Annotated in this window: 8 protein-coding genes and 1 pseudogene; 3 read left to right on the forward strand and 6 right to left on the reverse strand. The window is 62.0% G+C overall.

Going from position 1 to position 14,300, the window contains the following annotated elements; all coding sequences use genetic code 11:
* Positions 1 to 13: 13 nt before the first annotated feature.
* From QF040_RS19195 to QF040_RS19205, 3 genes are all read right to left on the reverse strand, one after another.
* On the reverse strand, positions 14 to 844 hold the full coding sequence (locus QF040_RS19195; protein ID WP_429612381.1) for a DUF4019 domain-containing protein: 831 nt from the start codon (positions 842 to 844) through the stop codon (positions 14 to 16).
* 47 nt (positions 845 to 891) lie between these two features.
* Positions 892 to 1,755 carry a winged helix-turn-helix domain-containing protein gene (locus QF040_RS19200; protein WP_429612382.1) on the reverse strand — a complete coding sequence of 288 codons (864 nt, stop codon included), beginning with the start codon at positions 1,753 to 1,755 and terminating at the stop codon, positions 892 to 894.
* A gap of 153 nt (positions 1,756 to 1,908) precedes the next feature.
* The gene (locus QF040_RS19205; protein WP_429614675.1) at positions 1,909 to 2,931 is read right to left on the reverse strand and encodes a YadA family autotransporter adhesin; all 1,023 of its coding nucleotides are present in this window, start codon (positions 2,929 to 2,931) and stop codon (positions 1,909 to 1,911) included.
* On the opposite strand from QF040_RS19205, the gene QF040_RS19210 reads away from it, so the two are divergent.
* Positions 2,858 to 3,199 (forward strand): hypothetical protein, encoded by a 342-nt coding sequence (locus QF040_RS19210; protein ID WP_429612383.1) that lies wholly within the window; start codon positions 2,858 to 2,860, stop codon positions 3,197 to 3,199. The two genes, QF040_RS19205 and QF040_RS19210, sit on opposite strands and share 74 nt — an antisense overlap.
* A gap of 51 nt (positions 3,200 to 3,250) precedes the next feature.
* Complete coding sequence (locus QF040_RS19215) at positions 3,251 to 3,397, forward strand: hypothetical protein (RefSeq protein ID WP_429612384.1); 147 nt, start codon at positions 3,251 to 3,253, stop codon at positions 3,395 to 3,397.
* 3,107 nt (positions 3,398 to 6,504) lie between these two features.
* Here the strand turns inward: QF040_RS19215 and QF040_RS19220 are convergent.
* From QF040_RS19220 to QF040_RS19230, 3 genes and pseudogenes are all read right to left on the reverse strand, one after another.
* A pseudogene (locus tag QF040_RS19220) lies at positions 6,505 to 9,537 on the reverse strand (ESPR-type extended signal peptide-containing protein); the annotation flags it as partial.
* A gap of 799 nt (positions 9,538 to 10,336) precedes the next feature.
* Complete coding sequence (locus QF040_RS19225; protein WP_429612385.1) at positions 10,337 to 11,302, reverse strand: LysR substrate-binding domain-containing protein; 966 nt, start codon at positions 11,300 to 11,302, stop codon at positions 10,337 to 10,339.
* Positions 11,303 to 11,651: 349 nt separating this feature from the next.
* Complete coding sequence (locus QF040_RS19230) at positions 11,652 to 12,113, reverse strand: hypothetical protein (protein ID WP_429612386.1); 462 nt, start codon at positions 12,111 to 12,113, stop codon at positions 11,652 to 11,654.
* Between the two features lie 436 nt (positions 12,114 to 12,549).
* On the opposite strand from QF040_RS19230, the gene QF040_RS19235 reads away from it, so the two are divergent.
* The gene (locus QF040_RS19235) at positions 12,550 to 14,175 is read left to right on the forward strand and encodes a carboxylesterase/lipase family protein (protein WP_429612387.1); all 1,626 of its coding nucleotides are present in this window, start codon (positions 12,550 to 12,552) and stop codon (positions 14,173 to 14,175) included.
* The last annotated feature ends 125 nt before the right edge of the window (positions 14,176 to 14,300 follow it).

Raw genomic sequence — 14,300 nt, forward strand, 5'->3', positions numbered from 1 at the left:
GGGCCTTTCTTTGTCAGCCGCCGGTGCTTTCCTTGCGAATCAGCCACTGGTTGCCCGAACGCTGCAGCTCCAGCGTCTTGCGGCTCACGTCCCGCAAACCGTCGCCCAGGTAGGTCTGCCGGAACCGAGCGCTCGCAGTCTGGCCCACTGTGCGGATCACCAGGTTTTCGACGGTGACGCTGATGCTTACCTTGCCGGCAATGCGTGCGCGGCGTCCCTCTTCCCAGCTCTTGCGGCTTTGACCCCCGGCAGGCCCGAACTCCGGCGCGTAGGCCGCGAGGTACCGATCCATGTCCCGGGCCGACCAGGCCGCAGCCCAGGCGCGCACGGCGGCCTCCACCTCGGCCGTTTCGGCGGTCGGTGCTGGGGAAGACGGTGCTTCCGCCGCGGGTGCATCCGCACCCTCGCGCGCTATGGCATATCCGGCGAACTGCCAGCTGTTGTTCTCGCGTGCGAAGCTGATCCTTTCGGAGACAGTCTTGCCGCTGCTCAGGCGAGTGAGCCACGCCACATTGGCGTAGCGGCCCGCAGGAAGGCCGGCAGCGTTGTTTCCTTCGTAATTGAGGCGCGTGACGCTCGACCATTCGCGGCTCGCCACCGCTCCCATCCGCAGCGTCGCCTTTCGGGTGGCCTCGATGAAGGCGGCTTTCCCGATGTGGCTCTTCAGCACGCCAGAGCCCGAATCCCACAATTCACCGATCTGGTCAGCGTCGGCCTGCCGAAGGATTGCGGTTGCATTGCGGATGCAGATCCTCGGGGCCCGCGTCCGCTGCCTGCGACGCGGCAGCAGCGTGCTGCATGGTGGTCGCCGCGAGGCCTCCGAAGAAGCCGTGCAAAGAGGCATCGAACCATCGAGCTCCCTTTTTCCCTGAGCAGTTGTTCGATCATTTTTCAGTCTGGCCCGGGCAATCCCGTTGCTGCATCGCTTGCTGCCGCGTCGAGCGCCGGATCGCTGCGTGGCGGAGGCGCCAGCGCCGCCAGCGCATCCTGATCGGCATCGCCCCGTGGTTCGTCCTTCCGTGTTTCGGAAAAGCCGGCGACGTTCAAGAGTTGATAGCCCCTCCCGTAAATGGCGCGCAGCACATATCCGTTTTCATGCCTGAGGCTCAAGCGCCGACGCAGGTTTGCGGCACAGACGTCCAGTGCCCTGGCGCCTTCGCGTGCATGGGTGCCTATCCACAGCGTGCGCCACAGCCAGTCTCGCGCGAGCACCTTGCCCGTGTTCTGGAACAGTGCCTTCGCAAACGCGAACTGGCGGGGCTGGAGAGCGACGGCTTTCTCCTCATGCATGACCGTGCGGTTGTCGGTCATGAAGCTGTAATCTCCAAAGACGAGCGCCTCGTCGTGAAAATCAGTTCCTTCTATCGGAAGCCTTGCTTTCTGGTGAAGAAGTACACCGATCTGGAGGTCCAGTGATGCGTAGGTGGTGGTTACCAACTTGGGAGAGGTGCTGAAGCAGCCCTCCGAAGGGAACCCGCTCTCCGGCAGCCACGCCTCCCAGCGCCCTTGCGAATTCAGGAGAAGCGCCGGCATACGCAGCACCCCGCACGCAGCGCCAAGGCTTGTACGCGCCTTCTCGTCATGGGTCGCCAACAACAACGCATCGAACCGCTGTCCGTTGCCGAGCGCCGTCAGAACCTCGGAGACATTCGTGAACAAGGCTGCCTGATGTCCCATCAGGCTCAATCTGTTCAATAGAGCCGCTGCGCATGCACTGGCTTCATCCACGATGGCAATGAACGATGTGTTCTTCATATCCGCTGTCCTTCGGTTTCTTGCCAGCCATGGGCCAACATCTGTTGCCTGGCCCATGCGGCATTCGCTGCGCCATGCTCGAAGCGCAGCTTCGAGCATGGCGGAAGGTCCGGAACGACGGGCGAGCGTCGCGAGCCGTGATCGCACGCGTCATCAATCGAACTCGTAGCCGACACCCACGCCGAGGGTGAACCTGGTGCTGCTGTAGCCGCCGTTGATCTTGTAGATCCACTTGCCGTCTTTCGAGCGCGCCGAGTAGCCAATCGCGACGGCGCTGTAGCCTGCGTAGTTGCCCACGCCGACCGACATCAGGTTCTTGCCTGGCGTCGTGGCCTGCGGCAGCGTGCTCATGGCGGTGGCCATGGCCACACCCGAATACGCGATGCGCTGTGTGCTGGCGATCTGCCCCTGGAGTTGGTTCTGCACCGCGCCCAATTGCCCCAGGTTGACCGCATCGGTCGGTGCGATGCCCGGCGCCACGTTGGAGATCCGGGTGCCGTCGGCCGCCTGGTCATTGCCCAGCGTGACCTGGTTGTAGTTGACCGAGCCGTCGGGGTTGGTCGCGTACTGAACGCCGCTGGCCCTGGCTGCGCTCGAGACGGCTCTCAGCTGTGCGACGTTGGTCGCATCGCTGTCGGCCGAACCCGCCGCCACACCGGTGATCTGGCGGAATTGCCCGTTGGCTGCATCGCCCACCGACACCGCGGCCTGCGTGCTGGTCGTGGCCCTGATAGACGCTTCCTGCTGCGCATTCGCGCTGACCGGGATGTAGCCGATCGCACCCGCGGCTGTCGATGCCACCGAGCCGGAGCCCAGCGCGACGCCGCCGCTTTGCGTCACCAGCGCACCGAAGCCGATGGCCGTCCCCTTGGAGACGTTCTGCGCCTGGCTCTGCGGCGTGCCGCCCGCATCCGCGCCTTGGCCCAATGCCACACCGCCGCTGCCGGCGAGGGCGTTGGCTCCGATGGCCTGCGACGAGTCGGTGGCGAGTGCGCCCGTCCCCATGGCGATGGCGTTCGCACCGGTGGCCTGGGCACCGGCGCCCATCGCCACTGCGCCATCCGCGGTTGCCTTCGCGCCGCTGCCGGCAGCGACGGAGTGAGTGCCGCTAGCCACCGACTGCTGGCCGATCGCCACGGCGCCCTGGCCGCCCGCAGTACCCAGGCCGGTCGACAAGCTGCTGATGAAGCTGGTCGTCGTGCTCAGGCCCGTCGACAGGCTGCCGATATTGCTGGCCGTCGTGCTCGCACCCGTGGACAGGCTTCCGACATCACCAGCCGTCGTGCTCAGGCTCGTCGACAGGCTGCCGATGCTGCCGGCCGTCGTGCTCGCACCCGTGGACAGGCTGCCGATATTGCTGGTGATCGTGCTCAGCCCCGTCGAAGTGGAAGTCGACAGGCTGGCAATGCGTTCGAAAACAGTGGTGGACAACGAAGTCAGCTGACCCAAGTTCACCGCATCCGTGGGATTTACGCCTGCGGCGACGTTCGTGAGGATGACCGGAGAGGTTGCCCCGACACCGCCCAGCGTGATCTTGGTACGGCTCGCGTCGTCGTACTGGACACTGTTCGAGACGCCCGAGGAAAGGCTGCTGACGCTGCTGGCGGTGGAGCTCAAGCCCGTGGACAGGCTGCTCACGTAGGTGTTGGTTGTGCTCAGGCCAGTCGACAAGGTGGAAACGCTGCTGTTCGTCGTGCTCAAGCCGGTAGACAGGCTCGAGATAGCGCCGGTCGCCGTGCTCAGACCCGACGACGTGGAGGTCGACAGACTGGTGACGCTGCTGTTGGTCGTGCTCAGGCCGGTGGACAGGCTGGAGATGCCGCTGGTTGCAGTGCTCAGGCCGGTAGACAGGCTCGAAATTCCACTGGTGGCCGTGCTCAGACCAGAAGACGTCGAGGTCGACAGACTGCTGACGCTGCTGTTGGTCGAACTCAGGCCGGTGGACAGGCTCGAGATACCGCTGGTGGCTGTGCTCAGACCCGACGAGGTCGAAGTCGACAGGCTGTCGATACTGCTCGTTGCGGTGCTCAAACCCGACGACGTGGAGGTCGACAGACTGCTGACACTGCTGTTCGTCGTACTCAGGCCGGTGGACAGGCTGGAGATACCGCTGGTCGCTGTGCTCAGACCCGAAGAAGTCGAGGTCGAGAGACTGCTGACACTGCTGTTGGTCGTGTTCAGGCCGGTGGACAGGCTGGAGATACCGCTGGTCGCAGTGCTCAAACCCGATGAGGTCGAAGTCGACAGGCTATCGATGCTGCTCGTCGCGGTGCTCAGGCCAGAAGACGTCGAGGTCGACAGACTACCGACATTGCTGTTCGTCGTGCTCAGGCCGGTGGACAGACTGGAGATACCACTGGTCGCAGTGCTCAGACCCGAAGAAGTCGAAGTCGACAGACTGGAGATACCGCTGGTGGCTGTGCTCAAACCCGACGACGTCGAGGTCGACAGACTGGTGACGCTGCTGTTGGTCGTGCTCAGGCCGGTGGACAGGCTGGAGATACCGCTGGTAGCCGTGCTCAAACCCGACGAGGTCGAGGTCGACAGACTGCTGACGCTGCTGTTGGTCGTGCTCAGGCCAGTGGACAGGCTGGAGATACCGCTGGTGGCCGTGCTCAAACCTGACGAGGTCGAAGTCGACAGGCTGTCGATACTGCTCGTTGCGGTGCTCAGACCGGAAGACGTCGAGGTCGACAGACTGCTAACGCTGCTGTTGGTCGTGCTCAGCCCGGTGGAAAGGCTCGAGATACCACTGGTGGCCGTGCTCAAGCCCGAAGACGTGGAGGTCGACAGGCTGCTGACACTGCTGTTCGTCGTGCTCAGGCCGGTGGACAGGCTGGAGATACCGCTGGCGGCAGTACTCAGACCCGAAGAAGTCGAAGTCGACAGACTGGAGATACTGCTGGTCGCCGTGCTCAAACCCGACGAGGTCGACGTCGACAGGCTATCGATGCTGCTCGTGGCGGTGCTCAAGCCGGACGATGTCGAAGTCGACAGGCTGCCGATGCTGCTCGTTGCGGTGCTCAAACCCGACGACGTCGAGGTCGACAGACTGGTGACACTGCTGTTGGTCGTACTCAGGCCGGTGGACAGGCTCGAGATACCGCTGGTGGCCGTGCTCAAACCTGACGATGTCGAAGTCGACAGGCTGCCGATGCTGCTCGTCGCCGTGCTCAGACCCGACGACGTCGAGGTCGACAGACTGGTGACGCTGCTGTTGGTCGTGCTCAGGCCGGTGGACAGGCTGGAGATGCCGCTGGTGGCAGTACTCAGACCCGAAGAAGTCGAAGTCGACAGGCTGGAGATACTGCTGGTCGCTGTGCTCAAGCCCGACGAGGTCGAAGTCGACAGGCTATCGATGCTGCTCGTGGCGGTGCTCAAGCCACTCGAAGTCGAGGTCGACAGGCTGGAGATACCACTGGTGGCCGTGCTCAGCCCCGACGACGTCGAAGTCGACAGACTGCTGACGCTGCTGTTCGTCGTGCTCAGGCCGGTGGACAGGCTGGAGATACCACTGGTGGCCGTGCTCAGACCCGACGACGTCGAAGTCGACAGGCTGCCGATGCTGCTCGTTGCGGTGCTCAGACCCGACGACGTCGAAGTCGACAGGCTGCCGATGCTGCTCGTTGCGGTGCTCAAACCCGACGACGTCGAGGTCGACAGACTGGTGACACTGCTGTTGGTCGTACTCAGGCCGGTGGACAGGCTCGAGATACCGCTGGTGGCCGTGCTCAAACCTGACGATGTCGAAGTCGACAGGCTGCCGATGCTGCTCGTCGCCGTGCTCAGACCCGACGACGTCGAAGTCGACAGACTGCTGACGCTGCTGTTCGTCGTGCTCAGGCCGGTGGACAGGCTGGAGATACCGCTGGTCGCTGTGCTCAAGCCGGACGATGTCGACGTCGACAGGCTATCGATGCTGCTCGTGGCGGTGCTCAAGCCACTCGAAGTCGAGGTCGACAGGCTGGAGATACCACTGGTGGCCGTGCTCAGCCCCGACGACGTCGAAGTCGACAGACTGGTGACACTGCTGTTGGTCGTACTCAGGCCGGTGGACAGGCTCGAGATACTGCTGGTGGCCGTGCTCAAACCTGACGATGTCGAAGTCGACAGGCTGCCGATGCTGCTCGTCGCCGTGCTCAGACCCGACGACGTCGAAGTCGACAGACTGGTGACGCTGCTGTTGGTCGTGCTCAGGCCGGTGGACAGGCTGGAGATGCCGCTGGCCGCAGTGCTCAAACCCGACGAGGTCGAAGTCGACAGGCTATCGATGCTGCTCGCGGCGGTGCTCAAGCCACTCGAAGTCGAGGTCGACAGGCTGGAGATACCACTGGTGGCCGTGCTCAGACCCGACGACGTCGAAGTCGACAGGCTGCTGACGCTGCTGTTCGTCGTGCTCAGGCCGGTGGACAGGCTGGAGATACCACTGGCGGCCGTGCTCAGACCCGACGACGTCGAGGTCGACAGGCTGCTGACACTGCTGTTGGTCGAGCTCAGGCCGGTGGACAGGCTGGAGATACCACTGGTGGCCGTGCTCAAGCCGGACGATGTCGAAGTCGACAGGCTGCCGATGCTGCTCGTCGCCGTGCTCAGACCCGACGACGTCGAGGTCGACAGACTGGTGACGCTGCTGTTGGTCGTACTAAGGCCGGTGGACAGGCTGGAGATACCGCTGGTGGCCGTGCTCAAGCCGGACGATGTCGCAGTCGACAGGCTGCCGATCCCGCTGCTGGTGGTGCTCAACCCCGAAAACAGCTGGCTGCCGTTGATCGCATCGGTCGATGTGGCCGTAACGCGGCCTGCAGCCACGTTGGAGATCTGGCGTTCGGCATCCTTCTTGCCAACGCTGACGACGCCGAGAGGGGCCGCACCCGCGAAATTGCCGTAGGTGATGTCTCCCACCGTTGCTTCGGGAACTTTAGTCGCTGCAGCGGTCGAGGCTCCATCGCCCAGCGCCACGCTGTGCGCTGTACCGACCACGGTCCCGTGGCCGATGGAAATCGAGTAGTCAGCGATAGCGAGTGCGTTGGCCCCGATTGCGAGGGCCCTGTTGCCTTGTGCAAGCGCTCTGGTACCGACAGCCGTCGCGCCTGTGCCAGACGCCGTGGAACCGGCACCAAGAGCTGTGGCCGGGGCTTGAATCTGGTCACCGACCTTGCCTCCTTGAGCGGCCGACCCGTAGCCGACAGCTACGTCATACATACCACGGGCCGCCGCATCGGTGCCCATGGCCAAGGCGCTCGATCCAGTGGCATTGGCCCCCGAGCCGATAGCGGCACTTGAAGCTCCAAAAGCATTCGCGGCGACTCCGAGCGCCACGCTGTTGGCACCGGCCGCGACAGCGGCTTGTCCCATCGCCACGCTATCGGCACCGATCGCCTGGCTGTCCGCGCCCGTGCTGTTGGCGTGGAAATATTTCGCGCCCTTGTCGTAAATCGAACCCACCGACGAGCTCAGCGCACCCAGACTGCTGTTCGTGGTGCTCAGGCCGGTGGACAGCCTGGAGATGCCGCTGGTGGCCGTGCTCAAACCCGACCAGGTCGAAGTCGACAGGCTGCCGATGCTGCTCGTGACGGTGCTCAACCCGGTACTCAATTGAACAACGGTCACTGCATCCTGAGGGCCGGCACCGTCGGCCACGTTCGTGATGCGACGCTGCAGGCTAGACGAGCCGACCGAAACTTCCGATACAGGAGCGGCCGCGCCGGTGAGGAAGCCCGCGCCCGTGGGTGCCTTGGCACCGGTCCGGCTGCTCTTGCCAATGGCGACGCTGCCTTCATAGGTCGCGACGGCGTCCCAGCCGAAAGCCAGAGCCCCGATACCGCTCGCGTCGGCACCAGTGCCGATGGCGACACCATTCTGCTGGCTCGCCTTTGACGACAGCCCAAGAGCCAGAGCTCCATAGCCACTCGCATTGGCAGAGGGACCAATGGCTGTCGCATTCTGCTGGCTCGCCTGTGAGTTCCATCCAAAGGCCAGAGCTCCATAACCACTTGCGTTGGCTTCAGCGCCGATGGCGACGGCGTTCAGTTGACTCGCCCTTGAATTCGGTCCGAGAGCAAGGGCCCCAGTGGCGCTCGCATTGGCGTCAACACCGAGGGCGGCAGCGTGCTGTTGACTCGCCTTTGCACCCACCCCGAGAGCAACAGTCCCCAAGCCACTCGCATTGGCAGAGGGACCAATGGCTGTCGCATTCTGGCCGGCCGCCTTGGTGTTCCACCCAAGCGCCACAGCCGTCAAGCCGCTTGCGTTGGCACCAGTGCCGATGGCGACACCATTCTGCTGGCTCGCCTGTGAGTTCCATCCAAAGGCCAGAGCTCCAGAACCACTTGCGTTGGCTTCAGCGCCGATGGCGACGGCGTTCAGTTGACTCGCCCTTGAATTCGGTCCGAGAGCAAGGGCCCCAGTGGCGCTCGCATTGGCGTCAACACCGAGGGCGGCAGCGCGCTGTTGACTCGCCTCTGCACCCACCCCGAGAGCAACAGTCCCGAAGCCACTCGCATTGGCAGAGGGACCAATGGCTGTCGCATTCTGGCCGGCCGCCTTGGTGTTCCACCCAAGCGCCATAGCCGTCAAGCCGCTTGCGTTGGCATCGGCGCCTATGCCGATGGAACCCAGGTCAGACGCTTTCGCTCTGGCGCCCATCGCCAGCGAATCCTGACCCGTGGCATTGGCAGCGACTCCGATCGCCACGCTATCGGCACCGATCGCCTGGCTGTCCGCGCCCGTGCTGTTGGCGTGGAAATATTTCGTGCCCTTGTCGTAAATCGAACCCACCGACGAGCTCAGCGCACCCAGACTGCTGTTCGTGGTGCTCAGGCCGGTGGACAGGCTGGAGATGCCGCTGGTGGCCGTGCTCAAACCCGACCAGGTCGAAGTCGACAAGCTGCCGATGCTGCTCGTCGCGGTGCTCAGTCCGGTCCTCAATTGAACGACAGTCACTGCATCCTGAGGGTCGGCACCGTCGGCCACGTTCGTGATGCGACGCTGCAGGCTAGACGAGCCGACCGAAACTTCCGATACGGGAGCGGCCGCGCCGGTGAGGAAGCCCGCGCCCGTGGGTGCCTTGGCACCGGTCCGGCTGCTCTTGCCAATGGCGACGCTGCCGTCATAGGCCGCGGCGGCGTCCCAGCCGAAAGCCAGAGCCCCGATACCGCTCGCGTTGGCACCAGTGCCGATGGCGACACCATTCTGCTGGCTCGCCTTTGAGTTCCATCCAAAGGCCAGAGCTCCAGAACCACTTGCGTTGGCTTCAGAGCCGATGGCGACGGTGTTGAGATTGATGGCTTTGGCACCGATTCCGATCGCAGCACTATTGGTACCGGAAGCGCTCGTCGTGCTGTCGCCCACCTGGAAGTGACTGGCGAGGATCGTCGTGGTCGAATTTGTGTAGCGCGCGTCACCCAGCATGACGTTCGCAGCATTGGCGATGTCAGCACTGCCGACGAAATAATCTCTAACCCCCGCCAATCCCGTATCGCCACCACCACGCAAGGTGAGTGGCTCGTTTCTGCCGTTTCCATCCCCATTCGCAACGAGCGTTAGACCAAACCCTGAGGTTCCCATGCAAGTCTCGATCGCACTGCCGCTGGTGCATGCCAGGGCGGCTGCCGGAGCGTGCCAGCCAAAGCCAAGCGCCACCGAAGCCGCCAGCAGGCTGATTCGAAAAGCCGTCCCGGCATTGCCGCTGCGGCTTGCCTTGCCCCTGCTCTTTTCGAGCTCGCTTACCGCAACCCAAGCACCCAGAGATTCATTCCAAACACTCTTATATGACTTGTTCACCTGAATTCAATCCAAAAAATACAGAAAAAAAATGACGTGCCTGAAATGAATTGATAAATCCGCCATTGCCGCGGCCACTGTCCTTCATTGCACGAGGCTCTTGCTTTGAAGTCGCAACAAAATACAAAAGCCAAGCAAGCGCACGGCCTGCACAAATTCGTGCCGGGGATTTTGGGCCACTGACGGATTTATTTCTTCCGACCAAAAAAGCACATGAATAGCGATTGATCGAAAGAAAAGATGCAGATCGATTTCTGCGTCGATTTCTGTTTTGCCCTGCTCCCGGGCAACACAGCCATTTGGCGCGGAGGAAATCGTTCAGATCATTTTTGGTGGGAGCGATTGTTTCCAATCCGCTCGGAGCGGACTAGACCGGCGAACCGGAACGCGGCGTTCCGTAATCGGAACGTCTTATCGTGAGAAATTTACTGTTCACGGGCTCGAAAAACCGGCACGCGGGCGCGAGGGCTTTTGGGCTGCAGCTACGCAATGCGCCGTCGTGCTTGGCGGTACGCGGGACGGAAGGCCACATCCATGCGATGCCGCCTGTGCGAAGAACGCGGCATCGATCGAAAGCTGCGGCAGGCTTTCGATCGATGCCTGCTATCGTCCGATCCGGACGCTCTCGCGGGCCGGAAATGTCGAAAGCGGGCGCATCACCAGCGGGCGAGCACAAGCCATGCGCCGGAGGCCGGATTGTTCAGGGAGAGCCATTGCTCCGCTGCCTCTTTGGCGACAGGGGCGTCGTGTCGTCCCGCGCGGCTCCGCACGGCGCGGGCATTCCCGAAGAAAGAATCTACTAGCTCGACGGACCTTCGAATTCCGCGAGCGACTGCCCCTGCAACTCACGCTCGGCCGCAGAGGCGATGAACTCCAGGAAAACCCGCAACTTGGGCACGATCGCAGCACGCGAGGTGTAGAGGGCGTAGAGCGTGGGCTGGTTGTGGATCTGGTATCCAGGCAGAACCCGCACCAGTCTTCCGGACCGGAGGTCATCCAGAACATTGACGACAGGAATGGCCGCGATGGCGTGACCGCGTTTGACGAGATCCATCATCTGGAGATGATCCGTCGTGGTGAACCTGTCCCAGACGGGCAATTGAAACTGCTCGCTCCCCCGGAACACCTTCAATGTCGGCACATAGGCTGGAAGGCTGCCGGTTTCGACGCTGCCCGTCCCATCCGCAAAGAAGTTCGCGATGACGGGATGCCCATCCATGGAATCGGGCGACATTGGAAGCCCGCGCGCCAGGACGTATTCCTTGCTGGCAACGAGCACCATTTTTACTTCCGCGATCTTGCGCATGGTGAGCCGGGAGTCCAGCAACCAGCCCCCATGAAGCACGACATCGAGATTGTTGGGCTCGGGAAGAAGGCGCTCACCGACCTTCACGCGGACGTTGATCCTCGGGTAGCGATCAAGAAACTCATGGATGTAGGGGGACAGCAAGGTACGCGAGACGTTGCTGGGGCAGCCGATCGTCAGCGTGCCCGCCGGTTCGCCTCGGTATGCGGCAACTTCGTTGTGCGCCTCCTGCGCCTCTTCTCGTATTCGCAGGCAGCGTGCGTGGAACAGCCGGCCGACCTCCGTCAGCGTGACGCTGCGCGTGGTCCGCTCGACGAGCTTGACGTTATAGATCGATTCCAGGCGAGCAATCGTGCGGCTCACCTTGACCTTGGGCAGTCCCAGAGCGCGCGCCGACGCCGACATGGAGCCGAGTTCGCCGACCTTAGCAAATATGGCAAAGGCGTCCAGTTGCTCCATTTTGATCTCCTGTTTTTGCTGGCTTCGGCAAGGTTAGCGTCTTTCGCGTTCACGACCATGCGCGAAGTGAAGAATTTTCGAAAACCATTGATCCGATGACGCAGAAATCCGATTGGCATTCGGAAAATTCAACATTCAATCAATTGCACGAGCCTGAATTTTAGCGATGCCTCGAAGGTTTTAATTCAACTTCAAGCTTGAAAGCATTAATCATCAGACTGGAACTTTCTCACGGTACAGCATATTGGAATATTTTTAATATTTAACAAACATTTGGAGGATTTCATTTCTATTTTTTGGCTCGCCAGACTTGGCTCCGCTGCGCATGGGCGCGGTAAAAAGCTGGTAATCAATTCTCAGGGAATGTCATGAAAAAAATCTCGATCCTCAAATTCGCATCGCTGGCCGTGGCCGGCATGTTGTCGTAAGGCGCGTTCGCCGCCGACGGCACCATTACTTTCACTGGCGACATCGTCGACGCACCTTGCTCGATCTCGCCCAATAGCCAGAACCTGACAGTGCCGCTCGGCAAGGTCTCGCGCAACGCGTTCGGTACTGTGAGCGGCACGCCCCCCGTGAGCGCATCGGTTGTTGGCACCAAGTCCGCGCCCTCCAAGTTCAGTATCGACCTACTGCATCCCTCGACCAGCTGAGCCGGCGCGAGAAAGTCACCATCGGCCATCGGCCATCGGCCGACCACCTTGTGGCCCCAGCGACAAATCCATCGCCAGGAGTCAATGGTTCCGGACAAACCATGCGCAATCAACTGGCCAGAAATCACGTACACCCGAGCGTCCTTGGACGTACTCAACCCATCTCTCTCTCGAGATTAAGCGGAGCATTTTTTCAATGAAAAAACTAGGCGTCTTCTCTGTACGTCTTCTTTTGATCACAAGAAATTTACGTCCCTAAAGTCACCGGTTTGGCTCTCTTGTGATAGCAGCAATGCGAATCCTGTCCCTAGACTTTTCCAGGTATATCGGGCTGGCCATAAACGCCAGAACCCATGGAGGCAATTCGATCAATCCTAGAGGAAAAATATGCAGGGTGCGAGAACGGCTGAAAGCCAGGAAATGGGAACAAGGGCAGCAAGGGCGATCGCAGCAATCCTGGCCGTAACGGCCTGCATGGCCCTGCCGGCCTGCGGTGGGGGTTCGTCGGAGGCTGGTTTCATTCCCCTTTCCCCGGCAGTCGCCGAGCCACCGTCGTCGACACCATCGCCGCCATCGCCGCCTGCGGACGGTTCCATGGTTCGCCAGACCTCGGCCGGCAAGCTCGAAGGCGTCGACGACAGCGCCAATTCCGGCAGCTACTTCTGGAAGGGCGTGCCATTCGCGCAGGCACCCGTGGGCAAACTGCGCTGGCGCGCACCGGTCGAACCCGCTGCATGGGACGACATTCGCAAGGCCGACAGGTTCGGCAATGCCTGCCTGCAGATCGGCACTATCTACGGCCCCGGCGCCAACAACACCTACGATGAGACCATCGGCACCTCGCTGGGCACGCCGGTCGGCAGCGAAGACTGCCTGACACTCAACATCTGGCGTCCCGCCAGCACCGAAGAGAACCTGCCGGTGTTGTTGTTCCTGTATGGCGGCAGCAACGTAGCCGGCTATACGGCCGACCCGGTATACGACGGCGCCAAACTTGCGAAGACCACCAATGCGATCGTCGTCACCGCCAACTACCGCCTGGGCATGCTGGGCCTCCTGGCCATGCCGCAGTTGCGCACCGGCAGCACCGCAGGCGACGATTCCGGCAACTTCACCATGCTCGACAACATGGCGGCGCTGCACTACATACAGAAGAACATCGCCGTCTTCGGTGGCAATCCGGGCAACGTCACGCTGTCAGGTCATTCGGCTGGCGGCTGCAATTTGCTTGCATTGCTCGCGTCGCCGATGGCCAAGGGCCTGTTTCACAAGGCGCTGCCGATCAGCGCCGGAATTTCACTTCAGCGCAATCTGACCGGCGGACTGCCCACGCTGGGCTCCGAATCGGACGCGCTCAAACAGGGCCAGAACATCTTGGAATCATTGGTGGTGGCCGACAGGAAAGCATCCAAAGCCACTGCTGCGGACTACATTGCCACCCAGACGCCTGCCCAGATCGCCGAATATTTGCGCGGGCATGACGCGAACAAGCTGATGACCATCGTTGCAGCCGCCGGCCTCAACAGCGCGGGGCTGATTCCCGACGGCAAGGTGCTGCCGGTCGACCCCATCCATGAAATCGGCATCGGCAACTACAACAAGGTGCCTCTGCTGCTGGGCTTCACACGTGACGAGGGCAAGTCCTTCGCGTCGCTGCTCGCAACCCTGCCAAAGGGCGCGAAGCCGGGCTTCATCATCAACAACGCAGGGCTTTTCTCGATGATGAGGAGCTTCAGGCCCGACGAGCTCGCGCAACTGACGGTGGCCGACATCATCGACCCGTCTTACCTGCCGGTCACCGCGCCTGACACCGGCTTCAATGCGAAGACCGCGTATGTGACGAAAATCGGGGGTGATCCCAGCCGCGTGAACTTGCTCGACACGCTGAAGCGCCAGCAGCCGAACAGCGTCTGGCACTACCGCTTCGACTGGGCGCAGGAGCCCTCGCCGTGGAACGATGTGTATGGCGCCGCACATGGATTCGACCTGGGCTTCATGTTCGGCAACTTCGGGCCTTCAGTTTTCTCCAACGTCACCAACAGCACAGCCAACCGTCAAGGCCGGATTGCGCTTTCGAAAGCAATGATGGCCAGCATCGGTGCCTTCATGCGCAACGGCGATCCGAACACGCCCGAACTCGGCACTGCATGGGCACCATGGCCGGCGACCCTGCACTACAACGCCACGCTTGCAGAAGCCAGGATCACAACGACGCCCTGAGCTGATGTCCTGGCAGGTTGCGGAAATAGCCATGCCGAAGCGCACCGTTCGCCTTGGCGAGTGGTCTGCTTGAGCGACAGGGGCAGCCCCGTGCTTCTTGGGTTGAAAGCACGGGACATCTGTCC

This window comes from Variovorax sp. W2I14, from assembly GCF_050435205.1.
In the GTDB taxonomy this organism is placed as follows: Bacteria; Pseudomonadota; Gammaproteobacteria; order Burkholderiales; family Burkholderiaceae_C; genus Variovorax; species Variovorax paradoxus_C.

Bases quoted from the DNA above. Each gene is read 5' to 3' on its own strand.
- QF040_RS19195 (WP_429612381.1), bottom strand. From the start codon at position 844: ATGCCTCTTTGCACGGCTTCTTCGGAGGCCTCGCGGCGACCACCATGC.
- QF040_RS19200 (WP_429612382.1), bottom strand. From the start codon at position 1,755: ATGAAGAACACATCGTTCATTGCCATCGTGGATGAAGCCAGTGCATGC.
- QF040_RS19215 (WP_429612384.1), top strand. From the start codon at position 3,251: ATGACCGGAGAGGTTGCCCCGACACCGCCCAGCGTGATCTTGGTACGG.
- QF040_RS19225 (WP_429612385.1), bottom strand. From the start codon at position 11,302: ATGGAGCAACTGGACGCCTTTGCCATATTTGCTAAGGTCGGCGAACTC.
- QF040_RS19235 (WP_429612387.1), top strand. From the start codon at position 12,550: ATGGTTCGCCAGACCTCGGCCGGCAAGCTCGAAGGCGTCGACGACAGC.